This is a genomic window from Paraburkholderia mimosarum LMG 23256 = NBRC 106338 (assembly GCF_000739815.1).
In the GTDB taxonomy this organism is placed as follows: domain Bacteria; phylum Pseudomonadota; class Gammaproteobacteria; order Burkholderiales; family Burkholderiaceae; genus Paraburkholderia; species Paraburkholderia mimosarum.
In genome coordinates, this window is sequence record NZ_BBJJ01000008.1 from 22443 (window position 1) to 39539 (window position 17097).

Below are 17097 nucleotides of genomic sequence, written 5' to 3' on the forward strand. Positions count from 1 at the left end.
GGGCGGCGGAAGAAAGAGGTCATTCGGGGATCATTCGACGAAGAGCGACGCGAACGGACGGCGTCGCCAGAATTTGTGCAGATCGCCGCGCGTAACGGAGAGCGTGACCGAGCCGGTGTCGCCGCACAGCGTGAGGTCGAGCGCCGCGAGTGCGCCCGTTTGCAGCGCCGCGAGGGCGGGTGCGAACCAGTCGCGCTCGAGTTGCGCGAAGGCGGCGTTCCAGCGGCCCCAGTCCTGCTGGATGAAGGCTTGCGAGAACGGGTCCAGCTCGACGAGCGTCGCGCCCGGGCCCGCGGCATCAAGCGTGTTCATGAGCGCGCCGAAGGTGGCCGGCGTGGCGTCCACCTGCGCCTTCGCGGCGAGCGCGAGGCCGCGCGTGGCGGCGGCATCGGAGCGCACGCGCGCGAACGGGCTCGTGACGGCGCGCAATGCGCCCTGTGCGTGGAACCAGATCGAGTTGACGGCGGGCAAGCCGCGGGCCTCGCGCGCCTCGTTGACGGGGTGCTCGAACCAGGCCATCTGCACTTCGTTCTGCACCTTCATCCAGGCTCGCGAACGCTGGCCCGAGTGGGCCTCGTGCGGCAGCCAGATCTCGATGTTCCGACCGCTCGCGCGCAACGGCGACGCGCCGGCCAGCGCGCCGAATGCCTCCGACGAGAGATACCAGCGCTGCGGCGTGGGGGCCTCGACGCGCACGCCCAGCTCCTCGATCAGCGGGCGCGCTACGGTGTAGAGCGTGGCGGCATCGGCGTCGGCGAGTTCGAGCGACGCGGGGTCGATCAGCACCAGATGATCGTGCGCGATACGCACATGCACGGGCTGCACGCACGCCCACGAGGCGTCGCCGGGCGTGCCGCCGTCGGCGAGCAGCATGTAGGGTGCGAGCGGTGCTTCGTCGTCGGCGGACGGCGCGCGTTGTGCGCCGGTGGCGCTCGGGCCGAGCGCGCCGAACTGCCGCGCGACCCAGCGCTCGTGAGGCAGCGTGCGCTGAAAGTCCTCGCCGATCACCTGCTCGCCGAGCGTCGCGCGCGCAACCAGTTTCGCGAGCGCCGGATACTCGAGGCCCGCGAGCGCGGTGGAGGCGGAGGCCGCCGACGGCAAGGCGAAGGGAACGAGGAGATGGAGTCGGTCGGCGGGCATGATGGTGCGCATTGTACTTCGGCGCTCCGCGCGCCGGGCGCGCCTTACGGTGGGTTCACGCCCCGGCTGCGGCACTTGTGGCCGAAAAGCGGCTCGAAGGAGAGGGCGCGTGAATCGGGCGCGGCATGGGACAAAGCGCGGACAAAACGTCGTTGAAGCCCTGAGCGGGCGATGGAAGTCACTTCAAAAGTCCGTGCCAAAGTCCGTGAAGCGCCGCCAGTATGGCAAACTTCGCGCTTGATCGCCGCCCGGCCGGGCACGAAATTCTTCCGGCTACGCTGCACTGGCCCCGCGGCCATCACGCCTCCAGAGGGCGCACCGCCAGAGGGCGCACCGCCAGAGGGCGCGCCGCCAGAGGGCGCGCCGCCAGAGGCCGCAGCAGCGCAACGAAGACGCAAAAAGGATTCGCTTGAAACTTCCCTACGAATGGCAGATAGGCTGGCGCTACACCCGCGCCGGCAAACGCACGACCGGCAACGGTTTTATCTCGTTCATCGCGCTCGTTTCGATGTCGGGCATCGCGCTCGGCGTCGCGGCGCTGATCGTCGTGCTCTCGGTGATGAACGGCTTCCAGCGCGACGTGCGCGACCGCATGCTCTCCGTGCTTGCGCACATCGAAATCTTTTCGCCTACGGGCACGATGCCCGACTGGCAGCTCACCGCGAAGGAAGCGAAGTCCAATCCCGAAGTGATCGGCGCGGCGCCCTATGTGGACGCCCAGGCGCTGCTCACGCGCGGCGACAGCGTGAACGGCGTGGCGCTGCGCGGCATCGAGCCCTCCGAAGAGCCGCAGGTCTCGGACATCGGCCGGGAGATGAAGGCGGGCAGTCTTAACGACCTCACGCCCGGCAGCTTCGGCATCGTGCTCGGCGCGGACCTCGCCGTGAACCTCGGCGTGACGGTGGGCGACAAGGTCACGCTCGTCGCGCCCGAGGGCTCGATTACGCCGGCCGGCATGCTGCCGCGTCTGAAGCAGTTCACCGTGGTGGGCGTGTTCGAGTCGGGCCACTACGAGTACGACAGCTCGCTTGCACTGACCAACATTCGCGACGCCGAGGTGCTCTATCGACTTGGCGCGCCAAGCGGCGTGCGCCTGCGCCTGAAGGACATGCAGCGCGCGCCGGCGGTGGCGCGCCAGCTCGTGCACACGCTCTCCGGGGACCTCTATATCCGCGACTGGACGCAGCAGAACAAGACGTGGTTCTCGGCCGTGCAGATCGAAAAGCGCATGATGTTCATCATCCTCACGTTGATCATCGCGGTCGCCGCGTTCAATCTCGTTTCGTCTCTCGTCATGACCGTCACCAACAAGCAGGCCGATATCGCCATCCTGCGCACGCTCGGCGCACAGCCGGGCTCGATCATGAAGATTTTCGTCGTGCAGGGCGTGACGATCGGCTTCGTGGGCACCGGCCTCGGCATCGCACTGGGCTGTCTGATCGCCTGGAGCATTCCGTGGAGCGTGCCGGCAATCGAGCATCTGCTCGGCATCCAGTTCCTGCCCCCATCCGTGTATTTCATCAGCGAGCTGCCTTCCGAACTCGTGGCTTCCGACGTGATCCGCATCGGCGTGATCGCGTTCGTGCTGTCCGCGCTCGCCACGCTCTATCCGAGCTGGCGCGCGGCCAAGGTTCGTCCCGCGGAGGCGCTGCGCTATGAATGACCGTCAATCGTTCGTCGCCGCGGCCGGCGACTATCCGTACGTGCTCGAGGCACAGGGCGTTTCGAAGGTGTTCGGCCAGGGCGCGCTCGCCGTGCAGGTGCTGCACGACACGGAACTCAAGGTGAAGCGCGGCGAGAAGCTCGCGGTCGTGGGCGCTTCGGGCTCGGGCAAGAGCACGCTGCTGCACGTGCTCGGCGGCCTCGACGAGCCGGGCGCTGGCAAGGTCTCGGTGCTCGGCAAGCCGTTCACGGAGCTTTCCGAGCGCGAGCGCAACGAGTTGCGCAATCGCGCGCTCGGCTTCGTGTATCAGTTCCATCATTTGCTGCCCGAGTTCTCGGCGCTCGACAACGTGGCGATGCCGCTGCGCATTCGCCGCATGACGCAGGAAGCCGCGCGCGCCGAGGCAATGACGATACTGGAGCGCGTGGGCCTCGCGCATCGCGCGCGCAACCGGCCGGGTGAGCTTTCGGGCGGCGAGCGCCAGCGCGTGGCGATCGCGCGCGCACTCGTGACGAAGCCCGCCTGCGTGCTGGCCGACGAGCCCACGGGCAACCTCGACGGCGCGACCGCGGACACGGTCTTCAATCTCATGCTCGAGCTTTCCGACCAGTTCGACACGAGCTTCGTGATCGTCACGCACGATCCCGATCTGGCCGCGCGTTGCGACCGCATCGTGCGCCTGCGCGACGGCAGGTTGCACGAAGAGCCGGTCGTGCCGGTCTGAGTCGCGCGGCGAACGAACACCATGTGGATCGACACCCACTGCCATCTCGACGCGGCCGAGTTCGACGCCGACCGCGACGCGGTCGCGGCGGCCGCGCACGCGGCGGGCGTGTCGCGCATCGTCATACCGGCGGTGGGGCGCGAGAATTTCGCGGTGGTTCGAGCGCTCGCGCACCGCACCGCGGGCGCGGTCTACGCGCTCGGCATCCATCCGCTCTATACGCCGCAGGCGCACGACGAAGACCTCGAAGTGCTGCGGCGCGAAGTCGAGGCGAGTCTCGCCGATCCACGCTTCGTCGGCATCGGCGAGATCGGGCTGGATTACTTCGTTGCGGGCCTCGACCCTGCGCGCCAGCAGCACTTCTACGATGCCCAGCTGCGCCTTGCGCGCGAGTTCGGCTTGCCGGCGATCTGCCATGTGCGCAAGTCGCAGGATCAGGTCCTGAAAGGCCTGCGGCGCAATGGCGTGACGAGCGGCATTGCGCACGCGTTCAACGGGAGCTTTCAGCAGGCGCGCGCGTTCATCGACCAAGGTATGCATCTGGGCTTCGGCGGCAACGTCACGTTCGAGCGCGCGTTGCAGATCCGGCGTCTTGCGGAGCAGTTGCCGCTCGAGGCGATCGTCATGGAAACCGATGCGCCCGACATCTCGCCGGCATGGCTCTACCGCAAACGCAACACGCCCGACCAGGTGCCGGGCATCGGCGCTGTGCTCGCGGGCTTGCGCGGCCTGAGCGTCGGGGAACTTGCTCTTGGCACGACGGCTAACGCGGCGGCTGCGCTGCCTCGGCTCGCGCTTTCGTCTGCATAATCGTTGCCAGAGGGTGGCGTGGTGGCGTGCGCGGCATGCGTGCCGCGGCGCGATCGCACGAACTGGCACGAAACGGACGAACTTGCACCCAGCCGCGCGACGCGCCCGGATCACGTCGCCAGTTCGTACATCAGGCCCCCTCGTTGCGAGGAGGCAGGATGCGAGTCATTTGGTGCGGGTTTGCGCTGGGCGTGATCGTATTGCAGCGGCAGGCTGCATTGCCGGGCTGGGGCGTGTGGACTGGGCTCGTGCTGGCAACCACATTCGCTGCCGGATGGGCGACCTGGGCACTCGGGCGAGGCGACGGGCGGCGCTGGCGTGTCGTCAGCGGCTGGGCCGCGGTGTGGCTCGCGGGGGGCTGCGCAGGGGTGGGTTACGCCTCGTGGCGCGCCGAGTTGCGGCTTGCAGAGGCGCTTCCCGCTGCCTGGCAGGCGCGCGATCTGGACGTCAGCGGCTCTATCTCGAGCTTGCCTTCCTATGGCGCGAATGGGGCGAGCTTTCTCTTTCGCGTTGAATCCTGGGGCGGCCCCCATGCATCGATGCGCGCCGCATCGCTTCCGCGTTTGATCCAGCTGTCCTGGGTGCCGCGCGAGACGCCGCTGCCGCCGCTCGTGCCCGGCTCACGCTGGCGTCTGCCCGTGCGCCTCAAGCGTCCTCACGGCAACGGCAACTTCGGCTTGCGCGACACGGAAGCCGCCTTGCTCGCGCGGGGTGTGCGCGCCACGGGCTATGTGAGCGATCCGGCGCGCGCCACCCGTCTTCCCGTTGATGATTCGGGCGTGGGCGTGCGTATCGAGCGCGCTCGCGCTGCGCTGCGCTCGCGCATCGACGCTGTGCTTGGCGACGCTCCCCATCGCGGCATCGTCATCGCGCTGGCAACCGGAGCACAAGACTCGGTGAGCGACGCGGACTGGCGCCTCATGCGCAATACGGGCACGAGTCATCTGGTGGCGATCTCCGGGTTGCATCTCGCGTTCGTCGCGGGGCTTGCAGGCTGGCTGGCGGGCGCGCTCTGGCGGCGCGCCCGCTGGCGCGGTGTCGAGGCGCCGCTCCTGATGGCTGCGCAGAAAGCCGCGGTGGCGGGCGCGTTGATCGCGGCCGGGATTTACGCGGCGCTCGCCGGTTTCAACGTGCCCGTGCAGCGTGCACTCTGGATGCTCGCAGTCGTGGCGCTCGCACTATTCGCCGGGCGGGAGGTTGCGCGATCGCACGTGCTCGCGTGGGCGCTGGGTCTCGTGCTGCTGCGCGATCCCTGGGCCGTGACGGCGGCCGGATTCTGGCTCTCGTTTTGCGCGGTCGCGGCGATTCTTTTCGCGGCGACCGGGGTGCCGCGCCTGAGCAAGGACGCGTCGCAGGCGCTGTCCGTCGACGAGCTCGATCCAATGCACGATCGAGCCGAACCAAAGGAGCGCCAGCGCTGGCTCCGTCGTCTCGCCGCCGCCGTGGTGCCGGGCGGCGGTTGGCCCGGTGCCGCGCGAAGGATTGCCGCGCGCGCGGGCGATAGCGCACGTGTGCAATGGGCCGTGACGCTGGCGCTTGCCCCGCTCACGGCGTACTGGTTCGCGCAGATCCCACTGATCGGCCCGTTCGCCAACGCTTTTGCGATTCCCTGCGTGAGCATGCTCGTCACGCCGCTCGTCATCGGGAGTGCGGCGCTGCCGGCACCCCTCGACGCCGTCGCGTTGCGCGCGGCGCATACCTGCCTCGACTGGCTCGCCGAGGTGCTGCGCGCTCTCGAAGGTCTGCCGTGGGCGGTATTGCGATTGCCGCAGCCAGGCTCATGGGCACTCGGCTGCGCGGCTGTGGGCGTCGCCTGGTGCCTCGCGCCGCGCGGCTGGCCGATGCGCTGGCTCGCGCCATTCACCTGGCTGCCGCTTCTCATGCCTGCGCCGACGGGGCCGCTACCGGGCCAGTTCCGGCTCACCGCGCTCGACATCGGGCAGGGCACCTCGGTGCTGGTCGAAACGGCGCGGCATACGTTGCTCTTCGATGCGGGGCCCGGCCCGGAATCGACACAGGCGGGCGAGCGCATCGTCGTGCCGTTTCTGCAGGCGCACGGCATCGCGCGGCTCGATACGCTCATGATCAGCCACGACGATTCCGATCATTCGGGCGGCGCACAGGCCGTGCTCGATTCGATCGACGTGGGCGAGTTCGCGGCGGGCATTCTGCCCGCGCATCCGCTGTGGGTCAGCGCCCGCGCAAAGGGTGCGCAGACCGTGCAATGCGCCGCAGGCCAGCGCTGGCAGTGGGACGGCGTCGATTTCGAGGTGCTGTGGCCCGATGCCGGCCCGCTCACGGGCAAACCCAATGGCCATTGCTGCGTCCTGCGGGTGACCACCGCGGCGAGCGACGCGTTCGAGACGCCGCGCGCACCGGTTTCCGCCCTGATCGCCGCGGACATCGAGGCGGGCGTCGAGCGCACGCTCGTGGCGCGCGATCCCGGGCGGCTGCGCGCGCAGGTGCTGATCGTGCCGCATCACGGTAGCCGCACTTCTTCGACTGAACCGTTCCTCGACTCTGTCTGGCCGCTCGTCGCGATATTTCAGGTAGGCTATTTGAATCGCTTTCATCACCCGTATCCGGGCGTCTACACCCGCTACCTGGCTCGCCGCATCGAGCTTGCGCGTAGCGACGCGGACGGCGCAGCGCGCGTCGATGCGCGCCCGGGCGCACTCGCCGTCGAGCGCTTTCGCGATACGCAGCGGCGGTATTGGATGGACGCGTCGACGCGAGACTGATGCGCCTGGCCGATGGCAATGCGACGTGAGAACTCAGAAGCGCGAACGAAAGACATCAACAAGATAGAGAGACAAGCCGCCTTTGAAAAACGTCATCCATTTCTCGCACGCGAACGGCTTTCCGGCCTCGACGTATCGCACGTTCTTCGCCGAACTGGCCGACAACTACGAACTGCGCTACATCGAGCGGATCGGCCATGACCCACGCTTTCCTGTCACGCGCGACTGGCCGCATCTCGTCGAGCAACTGCTGGACGATATCGGACGTACCTATGAGGATCCGGTGTGGCTCGTCGGACATTCGCTCGGCGGCTATCTCTCGCTGATGGCCGCGCTGAAGAAGCCGCAGTGGGTCAAGGGCGTCGTGATGCTCGATTCTCCCGTGATCGCCGGCTGGCGCAGCAGCATGCTGCGGATATCGCAGTGGACCGGTCTCGACGAGCGCCTGTCGCCCGCCGCCGCCACGCGCAGGCGCCGCACGAGCTGGGCGAGCCGCGACGAGGCATGGCGGCATTTCCATTCGAAGGCCGCATTCGCGCGCTGGGACGAGCGCGTGCTGTCCGACTATATCGACTTCGGCATTCCTCAGACGTCATCCGACGGCGGCCGCACGCTCGCCTTCGATCGCCACACCGAATACATGATCTACCGAACGCTGCCGCACACGCTCGGCGCGCGGCTCGTGCACGGCTCGGCGGTGCCGGTGAGCTTCGTCGCGGGCACGCAATCGCGGGAAGTCCGTCAGGTCGGACTGGCGGCGACGCGGCGCATTGCAGGCGAGCGTTTCGAATGGATCGAGGGCAGCCATCTGTATCCCATGGAGCGCCCGATCGAGACTGCCCGTGCGGTGCAACGCATGCTTTACGCGATGGAAAACGGAGCCTGAGCCATCGATATTCGGCGCTGCTGGGGCGGCGCGGGGGAGAGCGGGGCGCAACGCATTCGACCCGCGCCGCGCTCGCTCAAAATTCAGGGTTAGCCCTTGCTTTCAGGTATAATCCGTTTTTCCCGCGAGCATCCAGCGATGACCAAATATGTTTTCGTCACCGGCGGCGTAGTTTCCTCCCTTGGCAAGGGTATTGCCGCCGCCTCCCTCGCCGCGATCCTCGAATCGCGCGGTCTGAAAGTCACCCTCCTCAAACTCGATCCCTACATCAACGTCGACCCCGGCACGATGAGCCCGTTTCAGCACGGCGAAGTGTTCGTGACGGAAGACGGAGCGGAAACCGACCTCGACCTCGGCCACTATGAGCGCTTCATCACCACGAAGATGCGCAAGGCCAACAACTTCACGACGGGCCAGATCTACGAATCGGTGATCCGCAAGGAGCGCCGCGGCGATTATCTGGGCAAGACCGTGCAGGTCATTCCGCACATCACCAATGAGATCCAGGCGTTCATCGAGCGCGGCGCCGCATCGGCGACGTGCGGGGAGCCGGATGTCGCGATCGTCGAAGTCGGCGGCACGGTGGGCGACATCGAATCGCTGCCGTTCCTCGAAGCCGCGCGTCAGATGAGCCTGCGCCTCGGCCGCAACAGCGCGTGCTTCGTGCACCTCACGCTCGTGCCGTTCATCGCCACGGCGGGTGAGCTCAAGACCAAGCCCACGCAGCATAGCGTGCAGAAGCTGCGCGAAATCGGTATCTATCCGAACGTGCTGCTGTGCCGCGCCGACCGCCGTATTCCCGACGACGAGCGCGCGAAGATCTCGATGTTCTCGAACGTCCCGGAAGACGCCGTGATCTCGGTGTGGGACGCCGACAGCATCTACAAGATTCCGCAGATGCTGCACGACCAGGGCCTCGACTCGATCGTCTGCGACGAACTGAAGCTTTCCGCCAAGCCCGCCGATCTGTCGATCTGGGCGGAGATGGTCGAGAAGCTCGAGCATCCGAAGCACGAAGTCACGATCGGCATGGTCGGCAAGTACGTCGACCTCACCGAATCGTACAAGTCGCTCATCGAGGCGCTGCGCCACGCGTCGATCAAGACCTCGGCGAAGGTCAACATCGAGTACATCGATTCCGAGCAGATCGACGAAGAAGGTGTCGAGAGCCTCAAGCATCTCGACGCGATTCTCGTGCCGGGCGGTTTCGGCCGTCGCGGCACCGAAGGCAAGATCAAGGCGATCCAGTACGCCCGCGAAGCGAAGGTGCCGTACCTCGGCATCTGCCTCGGCATGCAGCTCGCCGTGATCGAATTCGCGCGCGACGTGGTGGGCCTGAAGCACGCGAACAGCACGGAATTCGATCCGGACACGCCGGACCGCGTCGTCGCGCTCATCACCGAATGGGCCGACCGCGAAGGCAAGGTCGAGAAGCGTTCCGAAGACTCGGACCTCGGCGGCACGATGCGCCTGGGCTCGCAGCGCTGCCCGATCAAGCCGGGCACCCTCGCGGCAGAGATCTATGGCAAGGACGTCAACGAGCGCCATCGCCATCGTTATGAAGTCAATAACGGCTACGTGCCCAAGCTCGAAGCCGGCGGCCTTATCATCAGCGCCCGTACGCCTACCGAGGACCTGCCCGAGATGATGGAGCTGCCGCGCGATATGCACCCGTGGTTCGTCGGCGTCCAGTTCCATCCGGAATTCACGTCCACGCCGCGCGACGGCCATCCGCTCTTCAAGGCGTATGTCGAAGCAGCGGTCGCGCACCAGCAGGCGCGCGCCGAGGAGAAAGCATGAATCTGTGCGGTTTCGAAGTTGGCCTCACCAAGCCGTTCTTCCTGATCGCGGGCACCTGTGTCGTCGAATCTGAACAGATGACGATCGACACCGCGGGCCGCCTGAAGGAAATCACGTCGAAGCTCGGCATTCCGTTCATCTACAAGTCGTCCTACGACAAGGCCAATCGTTCGAGCGGCAAGTCGTTTCGCGGCCTCGGGATGGACGAGGGTCTGCGCATCCTCTCCGAAGTGAAGCGCCAGCTCGGCCTGCCCGTGCTGACCGACGTGCACACGGAAGAGGAGATCGGGCCGGTCGCCTCGGTCGTGGACGTCCTGCAGACACCGGCGTTCCTGTGCCGCCAGACCGACTTCATCCACGCGTGCGCACGCTCGGGCAAACCGGTCAATATCAAGAAAGGCCAGTTTCTCGCGCCGCACGACATGAAGAACGTGATCGACAAGGCGCGCGATGCCGCGCGCGAAGCGGGTCTTTCCGAAGACCGCTTCCTCGCCTGCGAGCGCGGTGTTTCGTTCGGTTACAACAACCTCGTCTCGGACATGCGCTCGCTCGCGATCATGCGCGAGACCGGCGCACCGGTCGTGATGGACGTGACCCACTCGGTGCAGCTGCCGGGCGGCCAGGGTACGAGCTCGGGCGGTCAGCGCGAATTCGTGCCGGTGCTCGCGCGCGCAGCCGTGGCCACGGGTGTGGCGGGTCTTTTCATGGAAACGCACCCGAACCCCGCACAGGCGAAGTCGGATGGCCCGAATGCCGTGCCGCTGAACCGCATGGCCGAGCTGCTGGAAACGCTCGTGACGCTCGACCAGGCGGTCAAGCGCACGCCGTTCCTCGAAAGCGACTTCAACTGAGCGCAAGCAGGTCCCGCGCAGTACGCGTAGTGAAGCAGTTGCGCGCCGCTTCGATTGCATGAGCGGCGCGATGGAGGAGCAGCGCGGCGCAGGCCCGTGCGCACAGCAGATGTCGCCAAACGCCATCATGCTGTACGCGGTGGGGCGAGCGCGCCGCGTTCGATGTACAAGGCAGCGTGGCAGCCGATCGGGCATGCGAACATGACCATCGCGCTGCGGCAAGTTGAACCTGGCGATCGCGCCGCCTGTCCCATGTGACGGTGTGCCCCGAACGAGCATAGAAACTGTGCCTCGGGGGCAAATGCAGCAGGCGGCGCAGGTACGCGCAAGAATTACTGTCATTTCCTGAGGAAACCATGAGTGCAATCGTAGATATCATCGGTCGCGAGATTCTGGATTCGCGCGGCAATCCCACCGTCGAATGCGACGTGCTGCTCGAATCGGGCACGATGGGCCGCGCAGCGGTGCCGTCGGGCGCATCGACGGGCTCGCGCGAAGCGATCGAACTGCGCGACGGCGAAGCCGGCCGCTACAACGGCAAGGGCGTACTCAAGGCCGTCGAGCACATCAACACCGAAATCTCCGAGGCGATCATGGGCCTCGACGCGTCGGAACAAGCGTTCCTCGACAAGACCCTGCTCGAACTCGACGGCACGGACAACAAGTCGCGTCTGGGCGCGAACGCCATGCTGGCCGTTTCGATGGCCGTCGCGAAGGCCGCCGCTGAAGAAGCCGGCCTGCCGCTGTACCGCTACTTCGGCGGCTCGGGCGCAATGCAACTGCCGGTGCCGATGATGAACATCGTCAATGGCGGCGCGCACGCGAACAACAGCCTCGACATTCAGGAGTTCATGATCGTGCCGGTGAGCCAGCCGACCTTCCGCGAAGCGCTGCGTTGCGGCGCGGAAGTGTTCCACGCGCTCAAGAAGATCCTCTCGGATCGCGGCATGAGCACGGCAGTGGGCGACGAAGGCGGCTTCGCACCGAACTTCGGCAGCAACGACGAATGCCTCTCGACCATCCTGCAAGCCATCGAGAAGGCCGGCTATCGCGCCGGTGAAGACGTCCTGCTCGCGCTCGACTGCGCAGCCAGCGAGTTCTATCACGACGGCAAGTACCAGCTCGCGGGCGAAGGCCTGCAACTGTCGTCGGCCGAATTCGCCGACTACCTCGCAACGCTTGCCGACAAGTTCCCGATCGTTTCGATCGAAGACGGCATGCACGAGTCCGACTGGGCCGGCTGGAAGCTCCTGACCGACAAGCTCGGCAAGAAGGTCCAGCTCGTGGGCGACGACCTGTTCGTCACCAACACGCGCATCCTCAAGGAAGGTATCGAGAAGGGCATCGCCAACTCGATCCTCATCAAGATCAACCAGATCGGCACGCTGACGGAAACCTTCGCGGCAATCGAGATGGCCAAGCGCGCCGGTTACACGGCCGTGATCTCGCACCGCTCGGGCGAAACCGAAGACTCGACGATCGCGGATATCGCCGTCGGCCTCAATGCTGGCCAGATCAAGACGGGCTCGCTCTCGCGCAGCGACCGCATCTCGAAGTACAACCAGCTGCTGCGCATCGAGGAAGATCTCGGTGATATCGCCAGCTACCCGGGCAAGTCGGCGTTCTATAACCTCCGCTAAGCGGAACCTGCGCCGGCAGCGGCCTTGCTGTCACCCTTCGTCATCTATCCGCCGCCCTGCGTTTAGCGCAGGGCGGCGTGTATTTATCCGGCACCTTTCATGCGGCTTGTCACTGTCGTTCTGATCATCCTGCTCGTGCTGATTCAGTATCCGCTGTGGTGGGGCCATGGTGGCTGGCTGCGTGTCCACGAACTGGAGCAGCAACTCACGCAGCAGCAAAAGCAGAACGACGACGAGAAACTGCGCAATGAACGCATTGCGGGCGAAGTGCAGGATCTGCAGAACGGCACGGCAGCCGTCGAGGAGCGCGCGCGCTACGAGATGGGCATGGTGAAGGACAGCGAGGTCTTCGTGCAGTTCGTCTCGCCGAACCAGACGCCGCCGGCAACGCCGAGCGGTTCGTCGAATACCTCGACGCGCGGTCAGATGTCGGCGGCGCCGGTGAGGGTGGTGCCGAACCCCGTTTCACGCGTGCCTGAGAAGAAGCACGGACACACGAAGGAAGCGAAGAAGGCAGGGTAAACGGTGCGCGAGCGCAGAGCCGACGGCGTACTGGAAAACAAAAGGCGCGGCATCGATCCGCGCCTTTTGCGTTGGATAGCGCTTCGCGTGACGCGGCGTGGCTACCAGCCCCAACCCCAGCCAGGATAACCGTAGCCAATACCCGTGCCCCAGCTACTGCCCCATCCGCCGCTGGAATAGCCCCCAAACACCGTGACTGGCGGCGCGTAGGCACGCGACCACGCTTGCGCGGCCGCCTCGGCGGCCATTGCCTGGTCCTGCTCCGCGAGCACCTGGCGGTCGATCGCGTCGTAGCGTGCCCGTTCGTCGGGCGTGAGCGCCGGCGCCGTCGTGACCACGCCCGACTGGTCAGCGGGCAGTCGACTAAAGATGGGCGAAGGTCCGGGAGGATCCATCGTGCAGCCGCTCGTGAGCGTAACGGCGGTCACGGCAACGCCGAACATCGTGAGCGCGGCCAGGGCGTTCACGCGCGGCGCACGGTCGCGCAACGGACGCGCGAAGCGTTTGCTATTGATCATGCTTCCCTCCATCTGTCGGACGCCTAAGCAATGCCCGGACGGCGAGTGGGTCAGCGTTCGACTCGATTCCCTGAGGTAGTGGATGCGCTGCCGCGCATGGCGGCAGCACAACGCCTGTCGGGCCGCGTGGGCGCCCCGGCCATGGCGAGGCGGCCGGTACGCCCTCGCCGGTATACCCTCAGTGGCGACGCTCAGCTGCGGGGCTCACGCTTTCCGAGAGCCCGGTTACCGCGAAAAGTTGCGCGACGTCCACGGGGTCGAACTCATAGCGCTGATTGCAGTAGTCGCAATGGATCTCGACGTGACCCCGCTCCTCGACCACGCTATCGACTTCCTCGCGGCCCAGCATCTTGAGCATCGCGCCCACCTTCTCACGCGAGCACGAGCACTGGAAGCGCGGTGCGAGCGGCTCGAAGTGGCGCACGTTCTCCTGCCAGAAGAGGCGGCGGAACAGCGTCTCGCCGTCCTCCTTGAGCATTTCGTCGCGCTCGAGCGTCCCGCCGAGCGTGCAGACGCGCTCCCAGGTATCGAGGTCATGCTCGCCCTGGTGCGGCACGATGCCGCCGTCGCCGGGCAGCTTCTGCAGCAGCATGCCGACTGCGCGCTCGTCGTTGGCGGCCAGCCACAGCCGCGTGTCGAGCTGCTCCGAGTGATGCATGTAATGCTCGAGCACGGAGGCGATCGACTTGAGCGGACCGTCTTCGCCGTTCAGCGGCACGATGCCCTGGTAGGGCTGCTGGCCCGGCTGCTTCTTCGCGGGATCGAGCGTGATCACGCAGCGGCCCTGGCCGTCCGGATTCACGAGGTCGGCGAACGTGAGTTCGTCGGCGAGCGGCAGGGCGTTTGCGCCCGTGAAATCTTCGCCGAGACGCGCGGTGGCGCGCATCGCCAGATCCGACCCGCACTGCACGACCAGCATCTTCACCGGGCCGTCGCCGAAGATCTGCATGATCAGCGTGCCTTCGAACTTGAGATTCGCCGAAAGCAGGGCGCACGCCGCCATCATCTCGCCGAGCACGGTGCGCACCGGCGCCGGATACTGGCGGCGCTTGAGCACTTCCTGCCACGAACTGCTCAACGAGACGATCTCACCGCGCACCGGAGCGGCGCTGAACATGAATTTCTGCAACTGGTCGTTCACAATCTTTTCCTTCGTTTCAATCGGGGCCGCACGGCCGCGTCGCGCACGGCGAGAGCATGCGGCTCTCGGCCGTCCCAGCCCGGTCAGCCGATGCGCACGAGCTGAGCCTTGAAATATTCACGACGCTGCGCGTAGACATCGGCGTTGCGCTTGAGGCCGGCAATGTCGGCTTCGGTAAGCTCGCGCACCACTTTGGCCGGCGCGCCGAGAATCAGCGAGTTGTCGGGGAACACCTTGCCTTCCGTGACCACCGCACCCGCGCCAACCAGACAGTTGCGGCCGATCACCGCACCATTCAAGACCACGGCCTGAATGCCGATCAGCGCGCCTTCCTTGACCGTGCAGCCGTGCAGCATGGCCTGATGGCCGACCGTCACGTTCGCTTCGAGTGTGAGCGGGTAGCCGGGGTCCGTGTGCAGCACCGCGCCTTCCTGCACGTTGCTGCGCGAGCCGACCGTGATCGGCTCGTTGTCGCCGCGCAGCGTGGCGCCGAACCAGACGCTCGAGTCTTCGGCCAGTTCGACCTTGCCGATGACAGTCGCGTTGTCCGCGACGAACACGCTTTCGTGAATGGTCGGCGCGGCGTCGCCTAGCTTGTAGATGGCCACGATGTCGAGTCTCCTGTGAATTTCGGGGGCTGCTGCCGGCCTGCTGTTGCCGTGCAGCGGGGGCCGCGGCGCGGGGCAGGTTAATCGCGTATTGTAAACGGTTGCGCGAACGCCTCGCTTCGCGCCGTTTGCGCCAGGCAATTTCGCCCTCGTTTTCGCTCCTGTTTCCTTCGCCGATGAATTCCGTTTTCGCAGTCGCCCCCGCAAGGGCTGACGATCAAGCGCCTTCCTGCGCCGAGCCTGCCGGCTGGCGCCTCGCCGCGCTCGACGCTCTGTGCGAGCGCGACCCGATCGCCAAGGCCGGCGCGGTGCGCCTGCTGCACGCGCGAACCCAGGCTAGTGCCGGTGAGGTCCGGTGGGAGCCCCAACGCGTCATCCCGACGCCGGAGGCTCTGCCGGGTCGCCCGTCCCTGCCGCCACTCGTCGAACCGCGCGAACTGCGGCGCCGCAGCATGAGCACGCCGCAGGGCCGTGTGGTGCTGCTGCATGCGTTGGCCCACATCGAATTCAACGCGATCAATCTCGCGCTCGACGCGGTCTGGCGCTTCGCCGCTATGCCCGACGCGTTCTACGCCGACTGGCTCAAGGTCGCCGCCGAGGAGGCGTATCACTTCTCGCTGCTGCAAGCGCGACTCGCCGACCATGGCCATGCTTACGGCGACTTCCCCGCGCACAACGGCCTGTGGGAGATGTGCGAGCGCACGAGCGCGGACGTGCTCGCCCGCATGGCGCTCGTGCCGCGCGTGCTGGAGGCGCGCGGCCTCGACGCCTCACCGCCCATTCGCGCACGCCTGCAACAGGCCGGCGACATCGAATCGGCCGCGATCCTCGACATCATCCTGCGCGACGAAGTAGGGCATGTCCGTATCGGCAACCACTGGTTCCGCCACCTGTGCGGGGCGCGCGGCCTCGATCCCCACGCGACATGGCTCGCACTAGCCGCGCAGTACCAGGCGCCACGCATGCGCGGGCCCTTCAACTTCGAGGCGCGCCGCTCGGCAGGCTTCGACGAAGACGAACTCGATGCACTCGCGGCCCAGGACGCCGCCGAACACGTCGTCACGCAGAAGTCGTCGGAGCCTCGCTCGAACGAATGATCCACGCGGCTTGCCGAGCGCTTATATAATCGAACGATCATTCTTTTTCTGGCGGCGCAGATGAGTCCCTCACAATCCGAGTTCGTCGATGTCAATGGCATCCGGCTGCATGTGCGCCGCTGGGGCGCTGAGGACGCACCCATGCTCTTCATGCTGCACGGGTGGATGGATGTGGCGGCGTCATTCCAGTTCGTCGTCGACGCGCTGGGTGCGCGCGGCGGCGACTGGCAGGTGATCGCGCCCGACCTGCGCGGCTTCGGCCTGTCGGACTGGCCAGTCGCACAGGGCCGCGGCAGCAACTACTGGTTCCCCGATTACCTTGCCGATCTCGACGCGCTGCTCGAGCACTATGCGCCGAATGGCCAGGTGGATCTCGTCGGGCACAGCCTGGGCGCCAACATCGTTTGTCTGTATGCGGGCGTGCGGCCCGAGCGCGTGCGGCGCGTGGTCGATCTCGAGGGTTTCGGCCTGCCGGCTCCGTCGCCGGCTCAGGCGCCCGGCCGGATGCGCGAGTGGCTCGACGCGGTGCGCACGCCGCCGCAACTGCGCGCGTACGCGTCGCTCGACGCCGTGGCCGCGCGGCTCGTGAAGACGAATCCCCGCCTGATCGCGCCACGCGCGCGTTTTCTCGCCGAGCACTGGTCGAAGCCGGACGGCGAGGGCGGCTACGAGCTGCTCGGCGATCCGGCGCACAAGATGCGCGGGCCGCTGCTGTACCAGCTCGACGAGGTGATGGCGATCTGGTCGAAGGTGAGCGCGAAAGTGTTGCACGTCGAAGCGGCCGGGTCCGAGACGCTCGCGCGGCTCGCGGGCGCGCTGCCCATCGACGTATTCAAGAAACGCTTCGAGGCGTTTCCCGACTGGCGCGAGCGTATCGTCGACGGGGCGGGGCACATGGTGCACCACGATCAGCCGGAAGAAGTCGCACGCCTGATCGAGGCGTTCTGCGCCTGAGT

At 66.6% G+C, this 17097-nt stretch carries 15 protein-coding genes; 11 read left to right on the top strand and 4 right to left on the bottom strand.

Annotated elements, in window-relative coordinates; genetic code table 11:
• Positions 1-30: 30 nt before the first annotated feature.
• The gene (locus BMI01S_RS08760; protein WP_028210058.1) at positions 31-1152 is read right to left on the bottom strand and encodes a hypothetical protein; all 1122 of its coding nucleotides are present in this window, start codon (positions 1150-1152) and stop codon (positions 31-33) included.
• A 397-nt stretch (positions 1153-1549) separates the two neighbouring features.
• Here BMI01S_RS08760 and BMI01S_RS08765 point away from each other — a divergent pair, with 397 nt between their 5' ends.
• The 9 genes from BMI01S_RS08765 (at position 1550) to ftsB (ending at position 12777) form a co-directional block, all read left to right on the top strand.
• Positions 1550-2803: a lipoprotein-releasing ABC transporter permease subunit gene (locus BMI01S_RS08765; protein ID WP_028210057.1), complete on the top strand. Its 1254-nt coding sequence runs from the start codon at positions 1550-1552 to the stop codon at positions 2801-2803.
• Complete coding sequence (lolD, locus tag BMI01S_RS08770; RefSeq protein ID WP_028210056.1) at positions 2796-3527, top strand: lipoprotein-releasing ABC transporter ATP-binding protein LolD; 732 nt, start codon at positions 2796-2798, stop codon at positions 3525-3527. The genes BMI01S_RS08765 and lolD overlap by 8 nt, the downstream gene beginning before the upstream one ends.
• A gap of 21 nt (positions 3528-3548) precedes the next feature.
• Entirely contained in the window at positions 3549-4337 is a 789-nt protein-coding gene (locus tag BMI01S_RS08775) for a TatD family hydrolase (protein WP_028210055.1), read from the top strand.
• A 158-nt stretch (positions 4338-4495) separates the two neighbouring features.
• A complete protein-coding gene (locus BMI01S_RS08780) occupies positions 4496-7078 on the top strand; it encodes a ComEC/Rec2 family competence protein (RefSeq protein ID WP_028210054.1) in 2583 nt (860 codons plus the stop codon).
• 82 nt (positions 7079-7160) lie between these two features.
• On the top strand, positions 7161-7964 hold the full coding sequence (locus BMI01S_RS08785) for an alpha/beta fold hydrolase (RefSeq protein WP_028210053.1): 804 nt from the start codon (positions 7161-7163) through the stop codon (positions 7962-7964).
• Positions 7965-8102: 138 nt separating this feature from the next.
• On the top strand, positions 8103-9764 hold the full coding sequence (locus BMI01S_RS08790) for a CTP synthase (protein WP_028210052.1): 1662 nt from the start codon (positions 8103-8105) through the stop codon (positions 9762-9764).
• Positions 9761-10615 (top strand): 3-deoxy-8-phosphooctulonate synthase, encoded by an 855-nt coding sequence (kdsA, locus tag BMI01S_RS08795; protein WP_028210051.1) that lies wholly within the window; start codon positions 9761-9763, stop codon positions 10613-10615. Before BMI01S_RS08790 ends, kdsA begins: the two co-directional genes overlap by 4 nt.
• Before the next feature lie 356 nt (positions 10616-10971).
• Entirely contained in the window at positions 10972-12255 is a 1284-nt protein-coding gene (gene eno / locus BMI01S_RS08800) for a phosphopyruvate hydratase (protein ID WP_028216897.1), read from the top strand.
• A 99-nt stretch (positions 12256-12354) separates the two neighbouring features.
• Entirely contained in the window at positions 12355-12777 is a 423-nt protein-coding gene (gene ftsB, locus BMI01S_RS08805) for a cell division protein FtsB (protein WP_028210049.1), read from the top strand.
• Positions 12778-12878: 101 nt separating this feature from the next.
• Here ftsB and BMI01S_RS08810 read toward each other — a convergent pair whose 3' ends face one another.
• The 3 genes from BMI01S_RS08810 to BMI01S_RS08820 form a co-directional block, all read right to left on the bottom strand.
• Positions 12879-13295 (bottom strand): hypothetical protein, encoded by a 417-nt coding sequence (locus BMI01S_RS08810; protein WP_407668954.1) that lies wholly within the window; start codon positions 13293-13295, stop codon positions 12879-12881.
• Positions 13296-13473: 178 nt separating this feature from the next.
• Entirely contained in the window at positions 13474-14436 is a 963-nt protein-coding gene (gene hslO / locus BMI01S_RS08815; protein WP_028230464.1) for an Hsp33 family molecular chaperone HslO, read from the bottom strand.
• 83 nt (positions 14437-14519) lie between these two features.
• On the bottom strand, positions 14520-15044 hold the full coding sequence (locus BMI01S_RS08820) for a gamma carbonic anhydrase family protein (protein WP_028210046.1): 525 nt from the start codon (positions 15042-15044) through the stop codon (positions 14520-14522).
• Positions 15045-15220: 176 nt separating this feature from the next.
• Here BMI01S_RS08820 and BMI01S_RS08825 point away from each other — a divergent pair, with 176 nt between their 5' ends.
• Together BMI01S_RS08825 and BMI01S_RS08830 are read left to right on the top strand one after the other, a co-directional pair.
• Positions 15221-16141: a ferritin-like domain-containing protein gene (locus BMI01S_RS08825; protein WP_081715835.1), complete on the top strand. Its 921-nt coding sequence runs from the start codon at positions 15221-15223 to the stop codon at positions 16139-16141.
• A 60-nt stretch (positions 16142-16201) separates the two neighbouring features.
• Complete coding sequence (locus tag BMI01S_RS08830) at positions 16202-17095, top strand: alpha/beta fold hydrolase (RefSeq protein WP_028210045.1); 894 nt, start codon at positions 16202-16204, stop codon at positions 17093-17095.
• The last annotated feature ends 2 nt before the right edge of the window (positions 17096-17097 follow it).

Bases quoted from the DNA above. Each gene is read 5' to 3' on its own strand.
- BMI01S_RS08760 (WP_028210058.1), bottom strand. From the start codon at position 1,152: ATGCGCACCATCATGCCCGCCGACCGACTCCATCTCCTCGTTCCCTTC.
- lolD (WP_028210056.1), top strand. From the start codon at position 2,796: ATGAATGACCGTCAATCGTTCGTCGCCGCGGCCGGCGACTATCCGTAC.
- BMI01S_RS08775 (WP_028210055.1), top strand. From the start codon at position 3,549: ATGTGGATCGACACCCACTGCCATCTCGACGCGGCCGAGTTCGACGCC.
- BMI01S_RS08780 (WP_028210054.1), top strand. From the start codon at position 4,496: ATGCGAGTCATTTGGTGCGGGTTTGCGCTGGGCGTGATCGTATTGCAG.
- BMI01S_RS08790 (WP_028210052.1), top strand. From the start codon at position 8,103: ATGACCAAATATGTTTTCGTCACCGGCGGCGTAGTTTCCTCCCTTGGC.
- kdsA (WP_028210051.1), top strand. From the start codon at position 9,761: ATGAATCTGTGCGGTTTCGAAGTTGGCCTCACCAAGCCGTTCTTCCTG.
- eno (WP_028216897.1), top strand. From the start codon at position 10,972: ATGAGTGCAATCGTAGATATCATCGGTCGCGAGATTCTGGATTCGCGC.
- ftsB (WP_028210049.1), top strand. From the start codon at position 12,355: ATGCGGCTTGTCACTGTCGTTCTGATCATCCTGCTCGTGCTGATTCAG.
- BMI01S_RS08810 (WP_407668954.1), bottom strand. From the start codon at position 13,295: ATGATCAATAGCAAACGCTTCGCGCGTCCGTTGCGCGACCGTGCGCCG.
- BMI01S_RS08825 (WP_081715835.1), top strand. From the start codon at position 15,221: ATGAATTCCGTTTTCGCAGTCGCCCCCGCAAGGGCTGACGATCAAGCG.
- BMI01S_RS08830 (WP_028210045.1), top strand. From the start codon at position 16,202: ATGAGTCCCTCACAATCCGAGTTCGTCGATGTCAATGGCATCCGGCTG.